Genomic DNA, 23,700 nt, shown 5'->3' with positions numbered 1-23,700 from the left:
GACCGGTGCGGGTCGTCGATAGCCCGATCCTGTCGGATCGCCCGATACGCTCCTTCTGACGCCCTACGATCTGACCTTGTCGGAGGCCGCGAAACCGCAGGCGGACACCGGGAAGAGTCGCTGGAAGGGACCGCGCTGATGGCACCGTTCGATGACGTGCGGCAGGTCGACGCCGGGGTGCTGAACGTCGGGTATGTGCAGGCCGGGCCGACCGACGGCGACGCCGTGATCCTCCTGCACGGCTGGCCGTACGACATCCACAGCTTCGTCGACGTCGTGCCGCTGCTCGCCGACGCCGGCCACCGGGTGGTCGTCCCCTATCTGCGCGGCTACGGCACCACCCGGTTCCGGTCCGACGACACCATGCGCAACGGCGAGCCGGCGGCCATGGGGCTCGACCTCATCGCCCTCATGGACGCCCTCGACATCGACACGGCGACACTCGCCGGCTTCGACTGGGGTGCGCGTACGGCAGACGTCGTGGCCGCGCTGTGGCCCGAGCGGTGCCGGGGTCTGGTCTCGGTCAGCGGTTACCTGATCGACGGGCAGGCGTCGGGCGCGGTGCCGCTACCGCCGAAGGCCGAACTCGCCTGGTGGTACCAGTACTACTTCGCCACCGAGCGCGGCCGGCGGGGCTACGACCAGAACCGGCGCGACTTCGCCCGGTTGATCTGGCACACCGCGTCACCGAAGTGGGCGTTCGACGACGCGACCTTCGACCGCAGCGCGGCGGCCCTGGACAACCCCGACCACGTCGACATCGTGATCCACAACTACCGGTGGCGGCTGGCCCTCGCCGACGGTGAGCCCCGGTACGACGAGTGGGAGAAGCGCCTCGCGGCGAAGCCGGCGATCACGGTGCCCAGCATCTCGCTGGAGGGCGACGCCAACGGCGCTCCCCACCTCGACCCCGGCGTGTACGCCAAGCAGTTCGCCGGCCCGTACGAGCACCGGACCGTCGGTGGCGGTGTCGGGCACAACCTGCCCCAGGAGGCACCCCGCGCCTTCGCCGAAGCGGTGCTCGACGTCTGCGCTCAACGCTGAGCCCTCGGACGTTCCACGCGGACCGGGTCGCCGCGCACCAGCTCGTCATGCGCTCGCCAGCGGGCGGTGCGTACCGCGCGCCGCGCCGCGTCGTTGCCCTCCTCGACGCGCTGACGCAGCAGACGCACCGCGATGCGACGGTTCAGGGTGAACTGCCGCTCCGTGTCCACCACCACGACGATGCCCGACGGCCGGTGGGTCGCCCGTACCGCGGTGCTGGCCTTGTTCCGGTGCTGACCGCCGGGCCCGCCGGTACGGCAACCGACGATCTCGACGTCCGACTCCGCGAACGGCGTGGGCGGGGCGTCACCGAGGGGCGGCCGCGCCGTGACGTACCAGTTCTTCCGGCCGGTGCCCGCCCGGTACGGGCTGGGTGCCTGCCAGCACAGGGTGCCGGTCCACGAGGCGGCGAACGCCTCGGCGTCGCCACCGGCGATCCGGATCAGCACCGACCGGTAGGTGTCGGGCCGCTCACCCGGCACGGCCTGGACCTGCTGGACCGTCAACCCCTGACGGCCCGCGTCACAGGTGAGGCGGCGCAGCAGTCGGCCCACCGCCCAGGCGCACTCCTGCGGGCCACGACCGGCGGACAGCAGGAGGAACGTGCTCACGACCGGCCCCGCCCGTGCCGCCGGTCCCGCCGTCCGGTGCGGGACGCCGCCCCGAGGCCCGGCGTCTTGTACGTCACCAGGGGCGTCGTGTCGACCACCGGCGTGGCCAGATCGTGCGCGACGAGGTCCGCGATCACCTGCTCGATGCGTTTGTACGCCGTCGGCGCCTCCTCGAACAGCAGCTGCCGGTCGCCGCAGACCACGACCGAGCCCACCGGCGTACGACGCAGCTCCTCCACCGTGTGCTTCGCCCGGCCGCGGCGCAGGGCGTCGGCGCGCGACATCTTGCGACCCGCACCGTGCGCCACCGAGTGGTTGGCGTCCGCCCCGGCGTGGGCGGCCACGAGGCAGGAGGCCGTGCCCCGCGTCCCGGCGATGAGCACGTCCCGGCCGTCGCCCGGCGCCGCGCCCTTGCGGTGCAGGTAGACCCCGTCGCGAACCTCGACCAGGTTGTGGCACTGGTCGACGATCGGTTCGGTCGGCTCGGCCCCCAGCGCGTACGCGACCCGCGCCGCGAGGACCCGACGGTTGAGCGAGCCCCACCGTACGGCGGCGTCGTGCAGCGCCAGGTAGGCCTCGGGATCGACGGCCCGGCCGGCGCCGTGGACCTCGGTGTGCGCCCGCAGGATCCGTTCGCCCAACCCACGTGAACCACTGTGGACGATCAGCGCGAGCGCGCCGGTGTCGAGCCCGAGACGGCTCGCGTGCCCCGCGTCGAGGACTGTGTCGACGCGTGCCAGTTCGACGAAGTGGTTGCCTCGGCCGACCGTACCCAGGCCGTCGAGGTGGCCCGCGGGGATCTCCGCCGGTACGACGGCCCAGGCCGGATCGTCGGCGTCGCGCCGCGGGTCCAGCGCGCGGTCGAGGTCGGGGAACCGGGTGGCGAGGCGTTCGGGTACGGCACGCCTGAGCCGGATGGGGAACACGGCGATGCCGCAGCCGATGTCGGAGCCCACCAGATGCGGGTACAGCACCGTCGACGCCATGGCGGCGCCGATCGGGGCGCCCTTGCCGGGGTGCAGGTCCGGCATCGCGGCGACGTGGACCATGCCGTCGAGGGCGGCGACCTGCTGACACTGTGCGAGCGCGTCGGACTCGATCCAGCTCGCGGGCGAGGCGAAGACGGTGACGGTGGCGGGCGTGCGGGAGTACACCTGGGACAAGGGTGCTCACTGTTCTGAAGAGACGGACGGACGGCGGCGCGGCCCGGGAGTCGTCACCGGGGGCGCGAGCGGGGGTGTGTCCGTCAGTACGTCATGGGTGCCACTCTCGCGGAATTCGCGAGCACCCGGCAAGCGAGTTTTCCTCGCGACATACGCTGCCGCGATGAGCGCACCGCGACGCATCCTGGTCTACGGCGTGTACGGCGCCGGCAAGTCCACCCTCGCCGCGCGCCTGGCAGAACACCTCGCGGTGCCCTGGTACCCGGTGGACGACCTGGTGTGGCAGCCGGGCTGGGTCGAGGTGCCCGTCGCGCAGCAGCGCAGTCGCATCGAGGAGATCTGCCGACGGGACCGTTGGATCATCGACGGGGCGTACCACGGCTGGCGGGACGTACCGTTGGCCCGCGCCGACCTGGTGGTCGGCCTGGACTACCCGCGGTGGCGTTCGTTCTGGCAGCTGCTGCGCCGTACCCTGCGACGTCTGGTGACGCGCGAGGTGATCTGCAACGGCAACCGTGAGTCGCTCGGCAGCGTGCTGTCGCACGACTCGATCCTGATCTGGCACGTCGCCGCGTTCGGCCGGGCGAGGCGACGGATGCGGGCCTGGCAGGCAGATCCGTCAGTGCCCCAGGTGCTGCTGTTCGGCTCACCTGCGGCGCTCGACGAATGGATGACCAGCCTGCCCCGACCGGACTCCACCTAGGCCGCACCGCGCATCGGCCCGATCCCTGACGGGAAGCGGGCCGATGGTGGACCGTCCTGGACGGCCCGGCCGGCGGGAATCGCCGGCCGGGCCACCACTCAGGACTCCTGGCGTCGGCGCCGGGCGAGCAGGAACGCCAACCCGCCGAGGACGACCATGACGCTTCCCATGCCGGTCATGGCCGCGACCCGGGTGTCCCCGGTCACCGGCAGGATCGGCGCATCGCCACCAGGGAAACCAGGGCTCCCGGGCGCTCCGGGGCTGCCAGGTGCTCCGGGTGCTCCGGGGCTACCGGGTGCTCCGGGTGCTCCGGGGCTACCGGGTGCTCCGGGTGCTCCGGGGCTACCGGGTGCTCCAGGTGCGCCGGGGCTACCGGGTGCTCCAGGTGCGCCGGGGCTACCGGGTGCTCCGGGCGCGCCAGGGCTGCCGGGTGCTCCGGGGCTGCCGGGTGCGCCGGGGCTGCCGGGTGCTCCGGGGCTGCCGGGTGCTCCGGGGCTGCCGGGTGCTCCGGGGCTGCCGGGCGCGCCAGGACTTCCCGGAGGGCCCGACGGTCCGGGAGGACCAGAGGGTCCGGGTGGACCAGACGGTCCGGGCGGGCCGGTCGGGCCGGCGCAGATCGGCGCGGTGATGACGTTTGTGTCGAGGGTGACGGCCGCGGTGCGCGCCAGTGCCCGGCCCTGCAGCGTCGCGCCGGTGGCCAGGGTGATCGCGGCCTGCGCCATGATGGTGCCCACGAATGTGGTTCCCGTGCCGATGGTGGCCGAGCTGCCGATCTGCCAGAACACGTTGCACGCCGACGCGCCGTTGATGAGGACGACACTGCTGTTCGACGCCGTCGTCAACGAGGAGTCGACCTGGAAAATGAACACGGCGGCCGGGTCGCCCTGACCGTTGAGAGTCAGGGCCCCCGTGAGCTGCGCGGCCCCGAGCCGGTAGACGCCCGGGTTGAGCGTGTTGCCGCCGAGTTCCGCCGGGAGATTGGTGAACGGTGTCCGGCCGGCGGCGTCGTTGTAGGCGATGGTCAGGTCGCTCTGGGCCTGGAGGGCGACCGCGTCGCCGAGGTGGACCTCGCCGCCGATGGTCGCCGTGCCGAAGCCCGACGCGGTGTTTCCGGGGAACCTCCCGAGGCTCTGCGCCAGGAAGCTCGGGCCGGTGTTCGTCGGCTCGGCCCCGGCCAGGACCGAGAAGTTGGCGGCCGTCCCCAGGTTCACAGGTGCTTCCTGGGCGATCGCCGGCGTCGAGTTGAACAGCAGCAGGCTCGCCGCGACGGCGGTGGCCGCGGATGCCGCGAGTGCCGGGAGGAGCCTTCGCCGAAGACGCTGATTGGGTTTTGCTGTCACAGAACACCCTCCGTGGGTACTGCTCGCAGGGAGGCGTCAGAAGCCGCGTCCCGCGTTAAGCGGCGTAGATGGCAGACAAGTGCGCTGACCACCACATCACGTCGAGGGGGCTTATACCGCCAAAACGGGGCAATACGGATAATGCTCGGCTCGTTTCCACAGAAGCCTTCACAATCGTCCGCAGTGCACGGTGGCGGAGGGTGGCTCGCGTCCGCGCGGTAGGGACCGCTGGCACGGGCGCCAGGGGTGGCAGCCGAGCCGTCAGGTGGTCGTCCTCAGCGTGGGCCCGCCGGCGCCGGCAGGACCGCGCGTCCCCGGACGCAGGGCGAGGACGGGCTGTTGCTGGTCGCCGGGAAACGGAACCGCAGCAGCTCCTCGATGACGAAGCCCTGTGCCCCGATGGCGGCGACTGTGTCGCGGCCCGTGTGGCAGCCGGCGAAGAGCGTCGGCCACACCGTCGCGTCGACAAGCCGCTGGACCCGCCGCAGACGGCCGGTCCCGTCGGCGGCGACGTGCTCGAAGAACCGCAGTTGACCGCCGGGGCGCAGCACCCGAACGACCTCGGCGAGCGCGACCGCCTGATCGGGTACGGTGCACAGCACCAACGCGACCACAGCCGCGTCGAAGCCGCCGTCCGGGGCGGGCAGCGCCTCGGCCAGACCGTCGACGACAGTGACCGGCACGAGCGCCGTCGACGCCGCGCGCAGGGCCGCGGCGCGCAGGCGTGGCTCCGGTTCGACAGCGAGGACCTCGGTGACCGCGGGCGGATAGTGGGGGAACATCCGGCCGTTGCCCGCACCGATCTCGATCACCCGGCCGGACAGGCCGGCGACCAGGTCCCGTCGGTGCTCCGCCGTACCGGCGCGGTCCATGGCGACGCTGAGCCGCTCGTAGACCCGGGCGAACACGGGGTGGGAAACCGCGGCCATGCCGACCTCCAGTGGTGGTGGTGAACTCCCCGCACCGTTCTCCGGCGATTGTCACGCATCGGCGCACGCTTTCCGTCTTACTGGTCAGGGGGAGGAGGCCCAGTCGAAAGGGAGCGGATCGACCATGAAGATCGTCGTCATCGGGGGTAGCGGCCTCATCGGTTCCAAGCTCGTGCACCTCCTCGGCGCCCAGGGCCACGAGGCGGTGCCGGCGTCGCCGAAGACCGGTGTGAACACGCTGACCGGCGACGGCGTGGCCCAGGCGCTCGCCGGAGCCGACGTCGTGGTCGACGTGTCGAACTCGCCGTCCTTCGAGGACGCCGCCGTGCTGGAGTTCTTCGAGACGTCCACCCGTACCCTCCTCGCCGCGTCGGCGGAGGCGGGGATCGGGCACTACGTGGCGCTCTCCATCGTCGGTTCCGACCGGATCCCCGACGGCGGCTACATACGGGCGAAGGCCGCCCAGGAGAGACTCATCGCCGCCGCTGCGATCCCGTACTCGCTTGTGCACGCCACGCAGTTCTTCGAGTTCCTCCAGGGCATCGTCGACGCCGCCACGGACGGCGACACCGTCCACCTCGCGCCTGTGCTCATCCAGCCGATGGCCGCCGACGACGTCGCGGCGGCGGTGGCCGAGGTCGTGGTGGGGCCGCCGACGAACGGCGTCGTCGAGATCGCGGGGCCGGAACAGTTCCGGATGGACGAGCTGGGCCGCTCCGTCCTCGCCGCACGACACGATCCCCGTTCCGTGGTGACCGACCCCGACGCCCGGTATTTCGGCGCGAGGCTGGGCGAACGCTCGCTCGTCCCCGCCGACGGCGCCCGCCTCGCCGGTACCCGTCTGCACGACTGGCGGGCCCGGACGGCCGGCGGCAGGTGATCCGGTCCGCTACGGCGGCGGGCCGGTCCGCTCGCGCAGGCGCCGCACCAGCTCCCGCACCGCCCGGGCGAACGGCTCGTCGGACTCGCCCGGCCAGTGCCCCTCGATCGGCGGCGGCACGCTGTCGCTGAGCGGTGTCACCACGTCGCGGGGATCGCGCTGGCGGCGGTCCACCGCGTCCGCCGGGTCGCCTGTGGCGGGCGCGAGCGGCGGCCGGTGGGCGGCGAAGATCCAACCGCCGACCGGGTCCGTGTCGCGCCACAGGTTCACCCAGCGCCAGCCGACCCGCCTGCCGATCTCCCGCAGCGCGGCGTCGTCGACGTAGGCGGGGAAGAGCCGCGCGTACAGCCGTCGCAGCGGCGACCCGTGGGTGAGCAGGGCGACCCGGTTGCCGACGTGCGGCGGCAACTGGAGCACCGTCGCGGCGAGCAGGACCGAGCCGTGACTGTGCCCGGTGAGCAGCACCGCGTCCCCGCGACCCACGAGGTACGTGATGCGCCGGGTCAGCTCCGGCACGGCCCGTTCGGAGTAGCAGGGCGGCGCGAACGGGTGGGCGGCCCGCGGCCAGAAGGTGCCGAGGTCCCACAGGACGCCCACGTGCCGCCGGAACGGGACCGTCCGGTACGCGAAGAGACCCCCGACGATCAGGCCGAGGATGATCGCCGCGATCGCCCAGCTGCCGAACGCGATGCCGAAGGTGACAGCGCCGGCCGGTAGCCCGGCGAACCGCTCGACGACGTCACTCGGGAACTGCCCGAGCAGGCCGATGGTGGTGGTGGCCGTGCCGAGGCCGGCGAAACAGCCGTAGGCGACCGCCAGCGGCACCAGCTTCTCGGTGAACCGGGCGCGGGCGATCGCGTCCCGGACCTGCCGCAGTCGGGGCACCGCCTCCGCCGGCGGATCCGGGTAGTCGTCGGCGACGATCGCCGCCGCGGCCCGGCGCCGGGCGCGTCGGGAGACGAGCACGAGCAGGGCCGCGACGACGAGCGTGAGCGCCACCGCGCGCAGAAAACCGAAGATCGCCCAGGTGTACGCCGGGGGAGGGCCGCTGGCGATGCCCTCCCCGGTCGGCAGGTCGCGGTCCAGGAAGTCCGCCGCCCGGTAGACCAGTTCCGCGGAGTACGCCACCGCGACACTGATCCCGGTCGCCGCGATGAAGAGGGCCCCCAGCCCGAACATCGACGTGACGCCCCGCCCGCGGTCGCGGCGCCACAGCAGCACCACGCCGAGGGCGGCCAGCAGCGTCGTCTGCGCCACGAACACGCCGGCCAGCGTCGTGTCGTAGCCGGGAAGCCCGCGCTCGTGGCTCCACGGCTGGGAGCTGGCCAGCGCGTGGACCATGACGACGGCGGTCAGGACGACCGCGACGGTCCGCAGCGCGGAGGTGATCCGGTCGAGCCGGCGGTCGGTGGCGCCCCTGTCGATCAGCGGCGGTGTGCAGAGCAGGCCCACACAGGCGGCCAGGACCACGATGGTGGCCACGGCCAGCCCGATCGTGGTGGCCGTGGCGCCGGTCGCGGCCCGGGCGAGCAGCAGCGTCAGGTCCAGCGTCGCGAACGCGGCGGCGACGTGGATGGAGCGCAGCCGCCCCACGAGGGGCTCGGCGTCCCACTGACCGATGGCGCCGAGGGGAAGGTCGGAGACGTCCCGGTCGGGTGCGCGGAACGCGGCGAACGCCCGTCCCGGCCGGTTGCTGAACCGCCAGACCAGGCCGATGGCGGCCGCCGGGAGCAGCGCGAGCACCGCCAGCCGCAGCCCGACCGGTTGCCCGCCCAACCAGGACAACCAGCTGCGGCCGGCCAGGCAGCGGGGCGAGGCCGTGCACGTCCAGCCGACCAGGTCCAGGGCGACGCCGGAGATGGCGAGCACGTACAGCGCGGTGAGGGTGAGCGCCAGCACCCGGCACAGGGACTTGACCACGGCCTCCGAGCGGGGGTCCGCCGGACGCATCCAGATCGCGACGTTGACAAGCATGAACGGCAGCAGGAAGACAAGCGCCAGGGTGCGGGTCACCGTCCCGGACGGCAGGTCACCCCAGCGGTACGCCTCGAGCGTCACCCCGTGCGCGCCGGTGTCCGTACTCCTGGGTCGTCGCCGGTAGAAGCCTCCGCTGCGGTCGCCCGCGACCTGCGTGATCTGCCGCAGGTCAAGCACCTGGTCGGGGCTGGCGCCGGAGACGCCGTGCACCCGCACCTCCACGACGTCGCCGGGGACGTCCGGCCCGCTCAACCGCGCTGATCCATCAGACATCGCCCCCGACGTGTCCTGAGCGGCATCGGGCAGGTCCTTGCGCCGAGGCCGGGCCACCAACTCCGCGTTCTACCCGACCGGGGCGGCCCCAACCGCCGGCCGGCGGCTGCGCACGCGCTCGCGCCCGGGTCGGCTACCCGGACCGCCCGGAGCGGGCCACCTGCCGGTAGGCGCGCGGTGAGACGCCTGTGGTGCGTTTGAAGGCGACGCTAAGGGCACTCTCCGAGCCGTATCCGACGGCCTGGGCGATGGTGGCGACGGTGTCCGAGCCGCGCCGGATGCGGTCGGCCGCCAGTTCGATACGCCAATTCGTGAGGTACTCCAGTGGGCCGACGCCCACCACCTTCTTGAAGCGGGCCGCCAACGTCGACCGGGAGACCATCGCGGCGCGGGCGAGGTCGTCAACGGTCCACGGTTGCGCGGGCCGGGCGTGCAGCGCCCGCAGTGCCGGGGCGACCACCGGGTCGGCGAGACCGGCCAGCCAGCCGCTTGTGGCCTGTGGGTCACGGGCGAGGTGCAACCGCAGGACCCGGATGAGCAGGACCAGGGCGAGATGCTCGGCGACGAGCCTCGATCCGAGTTGTGTCCGTCGCAGTTCGGCGTCGATCTCGTCGAGGGCCCACCGGACGGCGCCGGCCTCCGGGGTGTCGGCGGGTACGTGGATGACCGGCGGAAGGCTGTCCAGCAGGAGGCTGCGGGCCCGGTCGCCAAGGGTGAACGCACCACCGACGAGGAACACGTCGTCCCCGTCGCCGGTGTGGGCCACGCCGGCGACGGCGGAGGCGAAGACGGTGTGCGCCGGCTCGACCGGTGCGTCGGGGTCGCTGAAGAGCGTGTACGCCACCGGTCGGGTCAGGAGGAAGCAGTCGCCCTCGCCGAGGCTGACCGGGTCGGGGTCGCCGTCGATTCGCAGGAAACACCTGCCGCGACGCACGGCGTTGAACTTCGCCCCGGCCGGCCTGTCGAAGGCGACGGCCCAGCGGCCGCCGGCGACCAGGCCGGCCGAGACATGACTCGTGGCGCCGAGGAGAGCCAGCACCTCTTCGAGCGGATCCACCCCACCTCCTGGACGCTCACTAAAGTATGACGGACTCCAGACTATAGGCGGTCCAGGGCGGCCGTTCGTAGCCTGGCGGGCATGACAGCCAACCAACGCCTCACCACCCCCTTCACCGCCCGCACCACAGCCGCCGAGATCCTCGACGGAGTCGACCTCACCGGACGCCGGATGATCGTCACCGGGGGCGCCTCCGGCATCGGCGTCGAGACCGTGCGCGCCCTGGCCGGTGCCGGCGCCGACGTCACCATCGCCACGCGTGATCCCCGGCGCGCCGAGGCGCTCGTCGAGGAGTTCACCGGGCGGGGCGCGGTCAGGTCGGTCGCGCTGGACCTCGCCGACCTGGAGTCCGTCGACGCCTTCGTCGAGGGGTGGCAGGGTCCACTCGACGTACTTGTCGCCAATGCCGGGATCATGGCGATCCCGACCCGCCAGCTCACCGCGCAGGGTTGGGAGATGCAGCTCGCGACCAACTACCTGGGTCACTTCGCGCTCGCCCTGGGGCTGCACGGCAGCCTGCGGGCCGCGCCGGCGGCGCGGGTCGTGGTGGTCAGTTCCGGCGCCCACCTGGCTACGCCGTTCGACTTCGACGACCCGCAGTTCGAGCGGCGCGCGTACGACCCGTGGGCGGCCTACGGCCAGTCGAAGACCGCGGACACCCTGCTCGCGGTCGGCATCACCCGACGGTGGGCGGTGGACGGGATCACCGCCAACGCCCTCAATCCCGGCTACATCTTCACCAACCTCCAGCGCCACATCGACGACGACACGATGCGCGCCATGGGTGCCATGGACGAGGCGGGCAACCTCGTCGAGGCGGACTACTACAAGAACCCGGCCCAGGGCGCGTCGACCGCTGTGCTGCTCGCCGGCTCGCCCCTCCTCGACGGTGTCAGCGGCAGGTACTTCGACGACAACCAGGAGGCGGCTGTCGTACCCGGCGGGCCGGACGCCACAGGCGGGGTGGCCGCCCACGCGCTTGACCCGGCCGCCGCCGACCGGCTCTGGACGTACGCCGAGAAGGCTGTTGTCACGCGCTGAGGCACGACGCGGCCATCGGCGGCGCGGTCCGGGACTGATCCGGTTACGGCCGGGTACGTGCCGCCATGGTCGATGTCGGTCGGCAGGGAGCGGACGGGGGCACGCCGACCCGGACCGGCCTGGCGGCGAGGCTCACCGGGCTGCGTGAGCGTTCGGTGGTCGAACTGCGGGACCGTGGGCGTCGGGTCCGCGCCATCGGCGGGCTCGCTGTGCAGGCCGGACTTGCCGCGGCGCTGTCCTGGCTGGTGGCGCACGAGCTGCTGCACGTCTCGCAGCCGGTGTTCGCCCCGATCTCGGCGGTGTCGACGCTCGCCGCGTCCGTCGGCCAACGGTTGCGCCGCACCATCGAGCTGGTCATCGGTGTCACGGTCGGGGTGCTGATCGGCGATCTGCTGGTCCTGGTGATCGGCACGGGCTGGTGGCAACTCGCCCTGATCGTCGTCCTGGCCGTCCTGGTCGCGTTGTTCCTGGTCGGCAGCGCGGCGGTGATGATCCAGGCCGGCGCCACGGCGGTGCTCATCGTCGCGCTGAGTCCGTCCGTGCGGGACCTGGAGATCCCCCGCTTCGTGGACGCCCTCATCGGGGGATCGGTGGCGCTGCTGGTGACGGCCGTCCTGCTGCCGCTGAACCCGTTGCGGGTGCTCAACCGGGCGGCCCGTCCGGCGCTGGACCTGCTCACCGCCCAGCTCGACGCGACCGCGTCCGCCCTGCGTGAGGGCGACGTGGCCCGTGCGCGTGCCGCGTTGACCGCGCTGCGGGAGAACACCGATGAGGTGAACGCCCTGATCGAGGCGACCAAGGGCGCTCGGGAGGCCAGCACCCTGTCGCCTGTCAACTGGCATCACCGGCACGGGCCGGTGAGCCGCTACGCCCGAATGGCCGAGCCGATCGACCGGGCGATGCGCAACAGCGGGACGTTGATCCGCCGGGCGGTGACCCTGATCGAGGACGGCGAGCCGGTCCCGGAGCCGATGCCCAGGGCGGTCGCCGACCTGGCCGAGACGGTCCGGCTGCTCAAGCAGCAGTTCGCCGCCGGCGACGAACCCCTGCGGGCACGGGAGGCGGCGTTGCGGGCGGTCTGCGCGGCGGGTGACGCGTACCGCGAGGGCGTCGGGTTCTCCGGCGCCGTCGTGGTGGCGCAGGTCCGGACGACGGTCAGCGATCTGATGGTGGGTACCGGGCTGACCCAGGAGGCCGCTAACCGGCTGGTCCGGCGCGCCTTCGGTGAGCTTCGGCCACCCGCCGCCTCCAGGGACGACGACGGTCTGGCACCACCGGCGGCAGCAGACTGAGCCATAGGGGTTGCACTCTGAGCCAAAGTGGTGCCATGATGGTGCCATGGAGCTGAGGTCGTACGTCGAGAACCTGCGAACCGAATTCGCCGTGGCGGCGGAGGGAGTCGACCCGGAGGCACGGGTGCTGGCCGAGAGGCTCTTCACCCAACTGGAGGCGGCCACCCGCCTCACGTTGCTGGAGGCGCTGTCCGACGCCGCCGACGAGATCACCCGGGAGCTCGCACCGGGGTCGGTGCACGTCCGGCTGCGCGGCCGCGAACCCGACTTCGTGGTGACGCCGGCCAACCCTCCGATCGACCCGGCGAGCGAGGTCACCGAACCACCCCCGATGCCGGCCCCGCTGCTCCCGCCCGAGGGCGACGACGGCGGCACGTCGCGGATCAACCTCCGCCTGCCCGACCACCTGAAGGCCAGCGTCGACGAGGCGGCCAGCCGGGCCGGGCTGTCGGTGAACGCCTGGCTGGTGCGCGCCGTCGCCGGCGCGGTCGCGGCCGGCGGGACAGATCGGCAGCCACCCCGCCGACCGGAGCCGCCCCGCTCCGGCCAGCACTTCACCGGCTGGGCGCGCTGACCCCCGTACCCCCTCTCCTTCCTCGCCGCCCACCGGCGGTGACCTTCGCCGACCACCTTCCGGGAGACCGCCATGCCTGTTTTCGACACGCCAGAGCCGATTTCCGTCCAGATCGAGATGCCGGTGGGGGACGCGTGGATCGCCGCCACCGACCGCACCGACACCGTGGTCCAGGTGCGACCCCGGGACCCGTCGAGCAAGGCCGACGTGAGCGCGGCCGAGCAGACCACGGTCGAGTACGCCGCCGGGAAACTGCTGATCAGGGTGCCCAAGAGCTGGCGCCGCTACGGCTTCGGGTCCGGCCCGTCGGTCGACGTCCTGATCGAGCTGCCCACCGGGTCGCGGCTGCACGCCGAGGCGTCCTGGGCGGCGTTCCGCTGCGAGGGCCGGCTCGGTGACTGCCGCATCAAGACCGGCAGCAGCATCCGGCTCGACGAGACCGGGCCGCTCGACATCGACAGCAGCCACGGCGAAGTCGCCGTCGAACGCGTCGCCGGCTCCGCCCGGGTGAAGGCGTCCTCCGGCAAGGTCCGCATCGGTGCGGTCGACGGCACCACCGAGATCAAGAACTCCTCGGGCGACTGCTGGATCGGCCAGAGCGGCGGGGACGCGCGGATCAACACCGCGTACGGCGACATCACCGTCGACGCGTCGACGGCCTCGGTGAACGCCCGTACCGCCTACGGCAACCTCCGGTTGGGCCAGGTCGTACGCGGAGCGGTCGAGTTGCAGACCTCGTACGGGGCGATCGAGGTAGGCGTCCGCCGGGGCACCGCCGCCTGGCTCGACGTCAGCTCCCGACACGGCCGCGTGCACAACGCGCTCGAGACGACCGACAGCCCGGCGCAGACCGACGAGACGGTCGAGGTCAGGGCGAACACCTCCTACGGCGACATCACGATCCGCCGCGCCTGATCCACCTCCACGAATCGAGGCAACCGATGACCAGATCCCGACCATCCGCGATCAGCGCGACAGGTCTACGAAAGTCCTACGGGGAGAAGGTGGTGCTCGACGGCATCGACCTGGAGATCGCCGCAGGGACGATCTTCGCGCTGCTCGGCCCCAACGGCGCCGGCAAGACCACCACCGTGCGGATCCTGTCCACCCTGATCGACGCCGACGGCGGCGAGGCCCGCATCGCCGGGCACGAGCTGAGCCGGCAGGCCGACGCCGTACGCGCCCTGATCGGCGTCACCGGCCAGTTCTCCGCTGTGGACAACCTGCTCACCGGGCGGGAGAACCTGCGGCTCATGGCCGACCTGTGCCACCTGGACCGGGCGGCCGGGCACCGACGCGTCGAGGACCTGCTCGTCCAGTTCGACCTCGTCGACGTGGCGGGCAAGCCGGCGTCGACGTACTCCGGGGGTCTGCGCCGACGGCTCGACCTCGCGATGACGCTTGTCGGCGAACCGCGCGTCATCTTCCTCGACGAGCCGACGACAGGCCTCGACCCGCGCAGCCGCCGCGCCATGTGGCAGATCATCCGTGACCTCGCCGCCAGCGGCGTCACCATCCTGCTCACCACCCAGTACCTGGAGGAGGCCGACCAGCTCGCCGACCGGGTGGCGTTCCTCGACCACGGGCGGCTCATCGCCGAGGGCACCCCGCGCGAGCTGAAACGGCTCATCCCCGGCGGGCACGTCGTCCTCCAGTTCGCCGACCAGGACGGGCTCGACGCGGCGGCGCGCACCCTCACGGCGTCCACCCGCGACGACGCGGCGCTCACCCTCCAGGTGCCGAGCGACGGCGGGGTCGGATCGCTGCGCTCCCTGCTGGACCAGCTCGACCGGGCCTCGATCAGCGTGGCCGGCCTCGCCGTGCACACCCCCGACCTCGACGACGTCTTCCTCACCCTGACCGGCCAACCCGACCACGAAAGGGCCATGGCGCGATGAGCACCCTCACCCTCGCTGTCCGCGACTCGGGCACGATGCTGCGACGCAACCTTCTGCACATGCGCCGCTATCCCTCGTTGACGCTCATGCTCATCGGCGTGCCGGTGATCATCCTGCTGCTCTTCGTCTACGTCTTCGGTGGCACGCTCGGCGCCGGCCTCGGCCCCTCCGGTGATCGCGGCGACTACGCCAACTACGTCACCCCCGGCATCCTGCTCATCACCGTGGCCAGCGCGGCGCAGGGCACCGCGATCTCGGTCGCCATGGACATGACCGAGGGGATCATCGCCCGCTTCCGGACGATGGCGATCTTCCGGCCGTCCGTCCTCACCGGACACGTGCTCGGCAGCGTCATCCAGACGATGGTCAGCATCGCGGCCGTCACCGGCGCGGCGCTGCTCGTCGGGTTCCGACCCAGCGCCACCCCGCTCGAGTGGCTTGCCGTGTTCGGTGTCCTCACCATGATCACTGTGGCGGTCACCTGGCTCTCGGTCGCCCTCGGCCTGGTCAGCGAGAGCGTCGAGACGGCGAGCAACCTCCCCATGCCCCTGGTGCTCCTGCCCTTCCTGGGCAGCGGGTTCGTTCCCACCGACTCGATGCCGACGGCGGTGCGGTGGTTCGCCGACTACCAGCCGTTCACGCCCGTCATGGAGACCCTGCGGGGCCTGCTGTTCGGCACCGGGATCGGCGCCAACGCGATCCTCGCGGTCGCCTGGTGCGCCGTCATCACGGTGCTCTGCTTCCTCTGGGCCAAGGCCCTGTACAACCGCAGTCGGGCGGCCTGATCCGACGCGCGGCCTCCGGCACCGCGACGGCCCGGCCCGGGAAGGGGTCGGGCCGTCAGCCGTGCCCACCGCGGCGAGCGTGCGTCAGGCGGCGGCCAGAGCCCGGCCCCGACCCGACGCGGCCCGGCTCGTCTGGGTCCGGCCCGGCTCGGCTCGTCTGGGTCCGGCTCGGCCCGGCTCGGCCCGGCCCGGCCCGGCTCGGCTCGGCCCGGCCCGGCTCGGCCCGGCCCGGCTCGGCCCGGCCGGCTCGGCCCGGGCCCGGGCCGGCTCGGCCCGGCTCGACGAATGATCGACACCAGATCGGCGCCCTTGCGGTGTCCGCTTGCCGGGGATGGCGCAACATCGCCGATCTGGAGTCGATCACACCCTGCGGCGGCGCCGCGACAGGCGTCCGGCGGGAAACGTCGAATGTTATCGATAACACCGATCTTCGGCCCGGCCGGGTGGGGCGCGCTTCGCCCTCCGGGGCGCTCGACTCCGAGCCCGGTGGTGTCCGGGCGTCGTTCCATTGATCTGATCACGCCTGAGCGGCGCCCGGTTGATGTTATCGCCCACATCGTCGGTGTCGCGGGTGGCGGTCGTGACTGGACGGTCCTCGTGCGGCTGTGCGGGGACGCTGTGCTCGTCGCCGGCCTACCGACGGGCCGCGTGACTGATCGTCGGTCGGCGATCGGTCCCTGTCGCCGCGTTCCACGACGGGTGCCGGGATGGGGGGTTTTGCGCCGTTCCGGTATCAACGCGCCCGAGTCGATCCGTCCCTGGCGTTCCGTTACGTAGCTGTTGCGGTCAGATGTCTTGACGACGCTGGATGTGAGCGTTAACACTATCCCCGTTAACGGTGGAGGTGAACATGAACCGTGTGGACGGAGCTGACGACCGCTATGTCGTCGGTGTCGACTTCGGCACCCTGTCCGGACGAGCTCTGGTGGTTCGCGTCGGTGATGGTGCCGAACTGGGGACCGCGGTGCACGAGTACGGCGACGGAGTCATCAGCACGGCGCTTCCGGGAGGTCGACCGCTTCCCCCGGACTGGGCCCTGCAGAACCCCGAGGACTACCGCGACGTGCTGCGGTACGCCGTCCCGGCGGCGCTGGCCGCCGCGGGGGTGGACCCGGCGGCGGTGGTCGGCATCGGCATCGACTTCACCGCCTGCACGGTGCTGCCGACCCTCGCGGACGGCACTCCGCTGTGCGAGACCGCCGAGCTTCGCGACAGGCCACACGCCTGGGTGAAGTTGTGGAAGCACCACGCCGCGCAGCCGCACGCCGACCGGATCAACGCGCTCGCCCACGAGCGGGCCGAGCCGTGGATCGGCCGGTACGGCGGCAAGATCTCCGCCGAGTGGCAGTTCGCCAAGGGCCTGCAGATGCTGGAGGAGGACCCGGAGGTCTACCACCGGGCCGAGCGTTTCGTCGAAGCGGCCGACTGGATCGTCTGGCAACTCAGCGGCACCGAGACCCGCAACGTCTGCACTGCCGGTTACAAGGGAATCCTCCAGGACGGCACCTATCCCTCCGAGGGTTTCCTGACCGCGCTCAACCCGGACTTCGGCGACTTCGTGGCCAAGCTGGACGGTCCGCTGCTGCCCCTCGGGGCGCGCGCCGGCGCGCTGACCGCCGAGGCCGCCGCGTGGACCGGCCTGCCGGAGGGGATCGCGGTGGCCGTCGGCAACGTCGACGCGCACGTCACGGCGGCGTCCGCGCAGGCCGTGGAACCCGGCCGACTCGTCGCGATCATGGGTACGTCGACCTGCCACGTGGTCAACGGCGCGCACCTCGCCGAGGTGGCCGGCATGTGCGGCGTCGTCGACGGCGGTATCAGCCCGGGCGCCTGGGGTTACGAGGCCGGCCAGAGCGGAGTCGGTGACATCTTCGGCTGGTTCGTCGAGCACGCGGCCCCGGCCGGCGTCGACTCGCACGAACGCCTCACCGAGCTGGCCGCGAGCCAACCGGTAGGCGCGCACGGTCTGATCGCGCTGGACTGGTGGAACGGCAACCGTTCCCTGCTGGTCAACCACGACCTCAGCGGGATGATCGTCGGCATGACCCTGGCCACCCGGCCGCAGGACATCTACCGGGCGCTGCTGGAGTCCACGGCCTTCGGCACGCGAATGATCATCGAGGCGTTCGTCGAGGCCGGGGTCACCGTGAACGACCTGGTGATCGCCGGCGGCCTCACCAACAACGCGCTGCTGATGCAGATCTACGCCGACGTGACCAGGCGACCCCTGAACATCATCGCCTCCGCCCAGGGGCCGGCGCTCGGCTCGGCGATCCATGCCGCCGTCGCCGCCGGCGAGTACCCGTCGATCCACGAGGCAGCACAGGCGATGGGCCGGGTGCACGAGGCCGTCTACCGGCCGGACCCGGACCGGGCGCGCGCCTACGACGCCCTCTACGCCGAGTACCGGGCGCTGCACGACCACTTCGGACGCGGCGGCGACGACGTGATGCTCCGCCTTCGGGCGATCCGGAACGCCGCGGTCGGCACCGCCACCCCCGCGCACGGGACCGCGCTGGAGGTGGTGGCGTGAACGCCGAGGTGAGTCGACAGATCAGCGCTCTGCGTGAGACCGTCGCCCGGCTGCACGCCGAGTTGACCCGGTACAACCTGGTCGCCTGGACGTCCGGGAACGTCTCCGCGCGGGTCCCCGGCCACGACCTGATGGTGATCAAGCCGAGCGGGGTGAGCTACGACGACCTCACCGCGGACACGATGGTGCTGTGCGACCTCGACGGCGTACTCGTCGAGGGGGACTTCGCCCCCTCCAGCGACACCGCCGCGCACGCCTACGTCTACCGGGTCATGCCGGACGTCGGCGGGGTCGTGCACACGCACAGCTCGTACGCGACCGCCTGGGCCGCGTGCGGGGAGTCGATCCCCTGCCACCTCACCGCGCAGGCCGACGAGTTCGGCGGGGAGATCCCGATCGGCCCGTTCGCGTTGATCGGCGGCGACGACATCGGCAAGGGCATCGTCGCCACGCTCGCCGGGCACCGCTCACCCGCGGTGCTGATGCGCAACCACGGCGTGTTCACCATCGGGCGGGACGCCCGCGCGGCGGTCAAGGCGGCGGTCATGTGCGAGGACGTGGCCCGTACCGCACACCTCGCCCGCACGCTCGGGCAGCCGGTGCCGATGGCGCAGGCGGACATCGATGCTCTTTATGACCGTTACCAGAACGTCTACGGTCAACAACCAGTCGCACCGGCGGGTTCCTGACCGTCCACCGGTCATCCGGGACCTGCCGGTCTGCACCACGACGCACCAGCACGCACCACCCGCGTACGCCGCTTCCGCACCTCGGCGGTTGGCGCGGTCACCCACCACACCCAGCCAAGGAGAACTGATGAGAAAGTTGCGAACGCAGCGCGTCATCGCGGTCCTCGCCAGCGTGCTGCTCGTCGGCGGCGTGGCGGCCTGCGGCAACAGCGACACCGGCGGCGGCGGGTCCAAGGACGACGGCAAGATCACGCTGGGCTTCTCGCAGGTCGGCGCGGAGAGCGGGTGGCGTACGGCGAACACCACCTCGATCAAGGAGTCCGCTGCCGCCGCGGGCATCGACCTGAAGTTCGACGACGCGCAGCAGAAGCAGGAAAACCAGATCAAGGCGATCCGCAACTACATACAGCAGAAGGTGGACGTGATCGCCTTCTCGCCGGTGGTGGAGTCCGGCTGGGACACGGTGCTCAAGGAGGCCAAGGACGCCGGCATCCCGGTCATCCTGACCGACCGCTCGGTGGATTCGGCCGACAAGAGCCTGTACAAGACGTTCCTCGGCTCGGACTTCGTCAAGGAGGGCCGCCTCGCCGGCGAGTGGCTGGTCGAGCAGAAGAAGGGCGCCACCGGCCCGGTCAACATCGTGGAGTTGCAGGGCAACACCGGCGCGGCCCCGGCCAACGACCGCAAGAAGGGCTTCGGCGAGGCGATCGCCGTCAACCCGAACCTGAAGATCATCGCCTCTCAGCCGGGTGACTTCACCCGGGCGGGCGGCAAGCAGGTCATGGAGCAGTTCCTCAAGGCCAACCCGAAGATCGACGTGCTGTTCGCGCACAACGACGACATGGGCCTGGGCGCGCTCGAGGCGATCACCGCCGCCGGCAAGGTGCCCGGCAAGGACATCACCATCATCACCGTCGACGCCGTCAAGGACGGCATGCAGGCTCTCGCCGACGGGAAGTTCAACTTCATCGCGGAGTGCAGCCCGCTGCTCGGCCCGCAGCTGATGGACCTGGCCAAGAAGGTCCACGCGGGCGAGGAGGTGCCTGCTCGGATCGAGACCGAGGAGACCACCTTCACCCAGGAGCAGGCCAAGGAGGCCCTGCCCAACCGTAAGTACTGATCGACGACGGGGTCGCCGCGTTCGCGCGGCGGCCCCGCCGCGTCGCTCCCATACCCGTAACGGACCGGGCCTGGCCCGCGACCACCCCCGTACCACGCCCGCCCGAGCGACCCCCAGGGACGACCGGGCGGGCGCCGCGGGAGCGTAGCGGCCTCTCCGTGCCGACAACCCAGAAGAGGTCTGATGGGATGACGGATAGCCGTCCGGTCCTGACGATGACCGGGATCAGCAAGTCCTTCCCCGGGGTGCGCGCACTCCACGACGTCAACTTCCGGCTCTTCCCCGGCGAGGTGCACGCCCTGATGGGCGAGAACGGCGCCGGCAAGTCGACTCTCATCAAGGTGCTGACCGGCGTCTACGACACCGACGCGGGCGCGATCACACTCGACGGTGACCCCGTGTCGTTCACCGGGCCGATGCAGGCGACCGCCGCCGGGGTGAGCACCGTCTTCCAGGAGGTCAACCTCTGCACCAACCTCTCGGTGGCGGAGAACATCTTCATCGGCCGTGAGCCTCGGCGCCTCGGCGCGGTCCACTGGGGTGAGGTCCGCCGTCGCGCCCGCGCCCTGCTGGCCCGCCTCGACCTCGACCTCGACGTCAGCGCGCCGCTCGGCTCGTACTCCCTGGCGATCCAACAGATGGTCGCCATCGCCCGCGCCATCGACATCAAGGCGCGGGTCCTGATCCTGGACGAGCCGACGTCAAGCCTCGACGCCGGCGAGGTGGCGCAGCTGTTCCGCATCATGCGGCAACTGCGCGACGAGGGCATCGCCATCCTGTTCGTGACCCACTTCCTCGACCAGGTCTACGAGATCGCCGACCGGATCACCGTGCTGCGCAACGGCGGGCTCGTCGGCGAGTACCTCACCACCGAGCTGCCCCAGCTCTCCCTGGTGGAGAAGATGATCGGCAAGGAACTCGACGCCCTGGAGGGCATCGAGGAGCACTCCCGCCGGGACCTGGCCGCGCTTGAGGAGGGCACCCCCCTGGTGGCGGTGTCGAACTTCGGTCGGGCGGGCGCGGTCGAGCCGTTCAGCCTCACCATCCACGCCGGCGAGGTGGTGGGTCTGGCCGGTCTGCTGGGTTCGGGGCGTACCGAGGTGGCGCGGCTGCTGTTCGGCGCCGACCGGACCGACGGCGGTCAGGTCGCGGTCGACGGCACGGCGAGCAGCCTGCGTACTCCCGCCCAGGCCATCGACCACGGCGTCGGCTTCTGTTCGGAGAACCGCCGCGCGGAGGGCATCGTCGCCGACCTGTCGGTCCGCGAGAACATGATCCTCGCCATGCAGGCGGCCCGTGGCTGGCTGCGGCCCATTCCGCGTCGCCGCCAGGACGAGCTGGTCGACAGGTACGTCAAGGCCCTCAACATCCGGCCCGCGGACCCGGAGGTGCCGGTCCGCAACCTGTCCGGCGGCAACCAGCAGAAGGTGCTGCTGGCCCGGTGGTTGATCACCGAGCCACGGCTGCTGATCCTCGACGAGCCGACCCGGGGCATCGACATCGGCGCGAAGACCGAGATCCAGAAACTCGTGACGCAGCTGTCCGACGGTGGCATGGCCGTGCTGTTCATCTCCGCCGAGCTGGAGGAGGTGCTGCGCCTCAGCCACAAGGTGGCGGTGATGCGGGACCGGCAGATGGTCGCGCAGCTCGCCAACGACGACAGCCTCGACGCCGACCGCATCATGCAGACCATCGCCAGCGGATCCCACCGGGAGGAGGCAGACCGATGAACGCCACAATGAGCCGCTACCGGACGATTACCGGTCACCGGCTGTTCTGGCCCGCCGCCGTGCTGTTCGTCATGCTCGCCGCGAACACCATCTACCGCCCCGGGTTCCTGTCCATCGAGCTCAAGGACGGGCACCTGTACGGCTCGCCGATCGACATCCTGCGGTTGAGCGCGCCGCTGATCCTCGTCGCGCTGGGCATGACCCTGGTCATCTCGACCGGCGGCATCGACCTGTCGGTGGGGTCGGTCTGTGCGATCAGCGGCGCGATCGCCTGCATGTACATCAGCAAGCAGTCCGACCAGAACAGCCTCGTCGTGGTGCTGACGGCCCTCGCGATGGCGTTGGGGGTCGCGCTCGTGCTCGGCGCCTGGAACGGGGTGCTGGTGGCCGTGATCGGGATCCAGCCGATCATCGCCACCCTGATCCTGATGGTGGCCGGCCGGGGTCTCGCCCAGCTGATCACCCAGGGCCAGATCATCACCATCAACTCCGAGCCGTTCCGGGCGATCGGGCTGGGCCACCTGCTCACCCTGCCGCTCGCCATCTTCATCGCCCTCGCCGCGGCACTTCTCGTCGCCGCGTTCACACGGCGTACCGCACTCGGGATGATCGTCGAGTCGGTGGGCGGTAACGCCGAGGCGAGCCGGTTGGCGGGCATCCGCTCCGGCCGGGTCATCTTCCTCGCGTACGTGCTCAGCGCCGCCTGCGCCGCGATCGCCGGTTTCATGATGACCGCCAACGTCTCGAGTGCCGACGGCAACGCGGTGGGCCTCTGGGTGGAGCTGGACGCCATCCTCGCCGTCGTCATCGGCGGCACGTCCCTCGCCGGTGGCCGGTTCTTCCTCAGCGGCACGATCATCGGCGCGCTGATCATCCAGACGCTGACCACCACCGTGTACGCAATGGACATCTCGCCGCAGACCTCGCTGCTGTTCAAAGCGGTGGTCGTCATCGCCGTCTGCCTCATCCAGGCGCCGGCCTTCCGGGCCCGGTTCAGTCGCCGCAGGCGCACCGCACCGCCGCCCGCCGCCATCGCCGACAAGCCGAAGGAGCAGGTGCCGGCATGACCACTGGATTGCTCACCCCCGGCCGTACCCGGTTCCGGGTGCCGAGGAGGCAGATACCGGTCCTGGCGACGCTCGCCCTGCTGCTGGTGATGTACGGCATCGGCGTCTCGCAGTACACGGCGTTCTCCAACGTGCAGGTCATCTTCAATGTCTTCATCGACAACGGTTTCCTGCTCGTGGTCGCGATCGGGATGACCTTCGTGATCCTCACCGGCGGCATCGACCTGTCGGTCGGGTCCGTCGTCGCGATGACGGCGATGGTGTCGGCCTGGCTGCTCCAGGAGGGCCTACCGGCGGCCCTGGTGCTCGTCATCGCCCTGCTCATCGGGCCGACGCTCGGCCTGCTGATGGGCTGCGCCATCCACTTCTTCGACATCCAGCCGTTCATCGTCACGCTCGCCGGGATGTTCTTCGCCCGGGGGATGTGCACGTTCATCTCGGGCTCGTCGATCCCGATCACCGACGGGTTCTGGACCAGGATGTCGCAGGAACGGATCGGCGATCCCCGGGGCAACTTCGTCTCGATCAGCGTGTTGATCGCCTTCGTCGTGGTCGCCGTCGCCGCGTACACGCTGGCCTACACCCGGCTGGGGCGCAACGTCTACGCCATCGGCGGCAACCCCCAGTCGGCCCTTCTGATGGGTCTGCCGGTGGGACGGACCAGGATCGCCGTCTACACGATCAGTGGTCTGTGCTCGGCCATCGGCGGGATCCTGCTGTCCTTCTACACCCTCTCCGGCGCGCCGCTGATCGCCGTCGGGATGGAGCTGGACGTCATCGCCGCCGTCGTCATCGGTGGCACGGTGCTCACCGGCGGCGCGGGTTACGTCTTCGGCACGGTGCTCGGCGTCCTGGTCCTGGGCGTGATCCAGACCCTCATCACCTTCGACGGGAGTCTCAACTCTTGGTGGACCAAGATCGTGATCGGCGGTCTGCTCTTCGCGTTCATCCTCCTTCAGCGCCTCATCGGAATCCGTTACAAGTGACCGCCCCT

At 71.4% G+C, this 23,700-nt stretch carries 23 protein-coding genes and 1 pseudogene; 17 read left to right on the top strand and 7 right to left on the bottom strand.

The window, feature by feature from the left end:
- Nucleotides 1-138 precede the first annotated feature (138 nt).
- Nucleotides 139-1,044, top strand: coding sequence for an alpha/beta fold hydrolase (locus tag ACZ6N8_RS13050; protein ID WP_466009768.1), 906 nt, complete (start codon nt 139-141; stop codon nt 1,042-1,044).
- Here ACZ6N8_RS13050 and prfH read toward each other — a convergent pair.
- Together prfH and ACZ6N8_RS13040 are read right to left on the bottom strand one after the other, a co-directional pair.
- Nucleotides 1,035-1,655, bottom strand: a complete 621-nt coding sequence (prfH, locus tag ACZ6N8_RS13045) for a peptide chain release factor H (protein WP_466009767.1) — start codon at nt 1,653-1,655, stop codon at nt 1,035-1,037. The genes ACZ6N8_RS13050 and prfH overlap by 10 nt on opposite strands.
- Nucleotides 1,652-2,818 (bottom strand): RNA ligase RtcB family protein, encoded by a 1,167-nt coding sequence (locus ACZ6N8_RS13040; RefSeq protein ID WP_466009765.1) that lies wholly within the window; start codon nt 2,816-2,818, stop codon nt 1,652-1,654. The genes prfH and ACZ6N8_RS13040 overlap by 4 nt, the downstream gene beginning before the upstream one ends.
- A 163-nt stretch (nt 2,819-2,981) precedes the next feature.
- On the opposite strand from ACZ6N8_RS13040, the gene ACZ6N8_RS13035 reads away from it, so the two are divergent.
- On the top strand, nt 2,982-3,521 hold the full coding sequence (locus ACZ6N8_RS13035; RefSeq protein ID WP_466009763.1) for a P-loop NTPase family protein: 540 nt from the start codon (nt 2,982-2,984) through the stop codon (nt 3,519-3,521).
- A 98-nt stretch (nt 3,522-3,619) separates the two neighbouring features.
- On the opposite strand, the gene ACZ6N8_RS13030 is transcribed toward ACZ6N8_RS13035, so the two are convergent.
- On the bottom strand, nt 3,620-3,727 hold the full coding sequence (locus ACZ6N8_RS13030; protein ID WP_357992941.1) for an LPXTG cell wall anchor domain-containing protein: 108 nt from the start codon (nt 3,725-3,727) through the stop codon (nt 3,620-3,622).
- Between the two features lie 71 nt (nt 3,728-3,798).
- Here ACZ6N8_RS13030 and ACZ6N8_RS13025 point away from each other — a divergent pair, with 71 nt between their 5' ends.
- A complete protein-coding gene (locus ACZ6N8_RS13025; RefSeq protein WP_466009846.1) occupies nt 3,799-4,149 on the top strand; it encodes a hypothetical protein in 351 nt (116 codons plus the stop codon).
- Between the two features lie 55 nt (nt 4,150-4,204).
- On the opposite strand, the pseudogene ACZ6N8_RS13020 reads toward ACZ6N8_RS13025, so the two are convergent.
- Together ACZ6N8_RS13020 and ACZ6N8_RS13015 are read right to left on the bottom strand one after the other, a co-directional pair.
- Nucleotides 4,205-4,732, bottom strand: a pseudogene (locus ACZ6N8_RS13020) (ice-binding family protein); the annotation flags it as partial.
- Between the two features lie 404 nt (nt 4,733-5,136).
- Nucleotides 5,137-5,790, bottom strand: coding sequence for a class I SAM-dependent methyltransferase (locus ACZ6N8_RS13015; RefSeq protein WP_466009761.1), 654 nt, complete (start codon nt 5,788-5,790; stop codon nt 5,137-5,139).
- Between the two features lie 124 nt (nt 5,791-5,914).
- Here ACZ6N8_RS13015 and ACZ6N8_RS13010 point away from each other — a divergent pair, with 124 nt between their 5' ends.
- On the top strand, nt 5,915-6,670 hold the full coding sequence (locus tag ACZ6N8_RS13010) for an SDR family oxidoreductase (RefSeq protein ID WP_466009760.1): 756 nt from the start codon (nt 5,915-5,917) through the stop codon (nt 6,668-6,670).
- 9 nt (nt 6,671-6,679) lie between these two features.
- On the opposite strand, the gene ACZ6N8_RS13005 is transcribed toward ACZ6N8_RS13010, so the two are convergent.
- Nucleotides 6,680-8,899 (bottom strand): hypothetical protein, encoded by a 2,220-nt coding sequence (locus tag ACZ6N8_RS13005; RefSeq protein WP_466009758.1) that lies wholly within the window; start codon nt 8,897-8,899, stop codon nt 6,680-6,682.
- A gap of 154 nt (nt 8,900-9,053) precedes the next feature.
- Nucleotides 9,054-9,977, bottom strand: a complete 924-nt coding sequence (locus ACZ6N8_RS13000; protein WP_466009757.1) for an AraC family transcriptional regulator — start codon at nt 9,975-9,977, stop codon at nt 9,054-9,056.
- A gap of 81 nt (nt 9,978-10,058) precedes the next feature.
- On the opposite strand from ACZ6N8_RS13000, the gene ACZ6N8_RS12995 reads away from it, so the two are divergent.
- The 13 genes from ACZ6N8_RS12995 (at nt 10,059) to yjfF (ending at nt 23,692) form a co-directional block, all read left to right on the top strand.
- Nucleotides 10,059-11,018: an SDR family NAD(P)-dependent oxidoreductase gene (locus ACZ6N8_RS12995; RefSeq protein WP_466009756.1), complete on the top strand. Its 960-nt coding sequence runs from the start codon at nt 10,059-10,061 to the stop codon at nt 11,016-11,018.
- 65 nt (nt 11,019-11,083) lie between these two features.
- Nucleotides 11,084-12,310 (top strand): FUSC family protein, encoded by a 1,227-nt coding sequence (locus ACZ6N8_RS12990; protein ID WP_466009755.1) that lies wholly within the window; start codon nt 11,084-11,086, stop codon nt 12,308-12,310.
- A 46-nt stretch (nt 12,311-12,356) separates the two neighbouring features.
- Nucleotides 12,357-12,884, top strand: a complete 528-nt coding sequence (locus tag ACZ6N8_RS12985) for a hypothetical protein (RefSeq protein ID WP_466009754.1) — start codon at nt 12,357-12,359, stop codon at nt 12,882-12,884.
- 72 nt (nt 12,885-12,956) lie between these two features.
- The gene (locus ACZ6N8_RS12980) at nt 12,957-13,799 is read left to right on the top strand and encodes a DUF4097 family beta strand repeat-containing protein (RefSeq protein WP_466009753.1); all 843 of its coding nucleotides are present in this window, start codon (nt 12,957-12,959) and stop codon (nt 13,797-13,799) included.
- Nucleotides 13,800-13,825: 26 nt separating this feature from the next.
- Nucleotides 13,826-14,782: an ATP-binding cassette domain-containing protein gene (locus ACZ6N8_RS12975; RefSeq protein ID WP_466009752.1), complete on the top strand. Its 957-nt coding sequence runs from the start codon at nt 13,826-13,828 to the stop codon at nt 14,780-14,782.
- Nucleotides 14,779-15,567: an ABC transporter permease gene (locus tag ACZ6N8_RS12970; RefSeq protein ID WP_466009750.1), complete on the top strand. Its 789-nt coding sequence runs from the start codon at nt 14,779-14,781 to the stop codon at nt 15,565-15,567. The genes ACZ6N8_RS12975 and ACZ6N8_RS12970 overlap by 4 nt, the downstream gene beginning before the upstream one ends.
- A gap of 61 nt (nt 15,568-15,628) precedes the next feature.
- Nucleotides 15,629-15,856, top strand: coding sequence for a hypothetical protein (locus tag ACZ6N8_RS12965; protein ID WP_466009749.1), 228 nt, complete (start codon nt 15,629-15,631; stop codon nt 15,854-15,856).
- Between the two features lie 561 nt (nt 15,857-16,417).
- Nucleotides 16,418-18,100, top strand: a complete 1,683-nt coding sequence (araB, locus tag ACZ6N8_RS12960; protein ID WP_466009748.1) for a ribulokinase — start codon at nt 16,418-16,420, stop codon at nt 18,098-18,100.
- Entirely contained in the window at nt 18,097-18,789 is a 693-nt protein-coding gene (locus ACZ6N8_RS12955) for an L-ribulose-5-phosphate 4-epimerase (RefSeq protein ID WP_466009746.1), read from the top strand. Before araB ends, ACZ6N8_RS12955 begins: the two co-directional genes overlap by 4 nt.
- 127 nt (nt 18,790-18,916) lie before the next feature.
- Nucleotides 18,917-19,909 (top strand): ABC transporter substrate-binding protein, encoded by a 993-nt coding sequence (locus tag ACZ6N8_RS12950; protein WP_364376115.1) that lies wholly within the window; start codon nt 18,917-18,919, stop codon nt 19,907-19,909.
- Nucleotides 19,910-20,097: 188 nt separating this feature from the next.
- Nucleotides 20,098-21,639, top strand: coding sequence for a sugar ABC transporter ATP-binding protein (locus ACZ6N8_RS12945; protein WP_466009745.1), 1,542 nt, complete (start codon nt 20,098-20,100; stop codon nt 21,637-21,639).
- Nucleotides 21,636-22,706, top strand: a complete 1,071-nt coding sequence (locus ACZ6N8_RS12940) for an ABC transporter permease (RefSeq protein ID WP_364376109.1) — start codon at nt 21,636-21,638, stop codon at nt 22,704-22,706. The genes ACZ6N8_RS12945 and ACZ6N8_RS12940 overlap by 4 nt, the downstream gene beginning before the upstream one ends.
- On the top strand, nt 22,703-23,692 hold the full coding sequence (yjfF, locus tag ACZ6N8_RS12935; RefSeq protein ID WP_387113621.1) for a galactofuranose ABC transporter, permease protein YjfF: 990 nt from the start codon (nt 22,703-22,705) through the stop codon (nt 23,690-23,692). Before ACZ6N8_RS12940 ends, yjfF begins: the two co-directional genes overlap by 4 nt.
- Nucleotides 23,693-23,700 lie beyond the last annotated feature (8 nt).

Source organism: Micromonospora sp. NPDC047521 (assembly GCF_055587305.1).
This window is presented reverse-complemented; position numbering and strand designations above follow the sequence as displayed.

Bases quoted from the DNA above. Each gene is read 5' to 3' on its own strand.
- ACZ6N8_RS13050 (WP_466009768.1), top strand. From the start codon at position 139: ATGGCACCGTTCGATGACGTGCGGCAGGTCGACGCCGGGGTGCTGAAC.
- ACZ6N8_RS13035 (WP_466009763.1), top strand. From the start codon at position 2,982: ATGAGCGCACCGCGACGCATCCTGGTCTACGGCGTGTACGGCGCCGGC.
- ACZ6N8_RS13015 (WP_466009761.1), bottom strand. From the start codon at position 5,790: ATGGCCGCGGTTTCCCACCCCGTGTTCGCCCGGGTCTACGAGCGGCTC.
- ACZ6N8_RS13010 (WP_466009760.1), top strand. From the start codon at position 5,915: ATGAAGATCGTCGTCATCGGGGGTAGCGGCCTCATCGGTTCCAAGCTC.
- ACZ6N8_RS12995 (WP_466009756.1), top strand. From the start codon at position 10,059: ATGACAGCCAACCAACGCCTCACCACCCCCTTCACCGCCCGCACCACA.
- ACZ6N8_RS12990 (WP_466009755.1), top strand. From the start codon at position 11,084: ATGGTCGATGTCGGTCGGCAGGGAGCGGACGGGGGCACGCCGACCCGG.
- ACZ6N8_RS12985 (WP_466009754.1), top strand. From the start codon at position 12,357: ATGGAGCTGAGGTCGTACGTCGAGAACCTGCGAACCGAATTCGCCGTG.
- ACZ6N8_RS12980 (WP_466009753.1), top strand. From the start codon at position 12,957: ATGCCTGTTTTCGACACGCCAGAGCCGATTTCCGTCCAGATCGAGATG.
- ACZ6N8_RS12975 (WP_466009752.1), top strand. From the start codon at position 13,826: ATGACCAGATCCCGACCATCCGCGATCAGCGCGACAGGTCTACGAAAG.
- ACZ6N8_RS12970 (WP_466009750.1), top strand. From the start codon at position 14,779: ATGAGCACCCTCACCCTCGCTGTCCGCGACTCGGGCACGATGCTGCGA.
- araB (WP_466009748.1), top strand. From the start codon at position 16,418: ATGAACCGTGTGGACGGAGCTGACGACCGCTATGTCGTCGGTGTCGAC.
- ACZ6N8_RS12950 (WP_364376115.1), top strand. From the start codon at position 18,917: ATGAGAAAGTTGCGAACGCAGCGCGTCATCGCGGTCCTCGCCAGCGTG.
- ACZ6N8_RS12945 (WP_466009745.1), top strand. From the start codon at position 20,098: ATGACGGATAGCCGTCCGGTCCTGACGATGACCGGGATCAGCAAGTCC.
- ACZ6N8_RS12940 (WP_364376109.1), top strand. From the start codon at position 21,636: ATGAACGCCACAATGAGCCGCTACCGGACGATTACCGGTCACCGGCTG.
- yjfF (WP_387113621.1), top strand. From the start codon at position 22,703: ATGACCACTGGATTGCTCACCCCCGGCCGTACCCGGTTCCGGGTGCCG.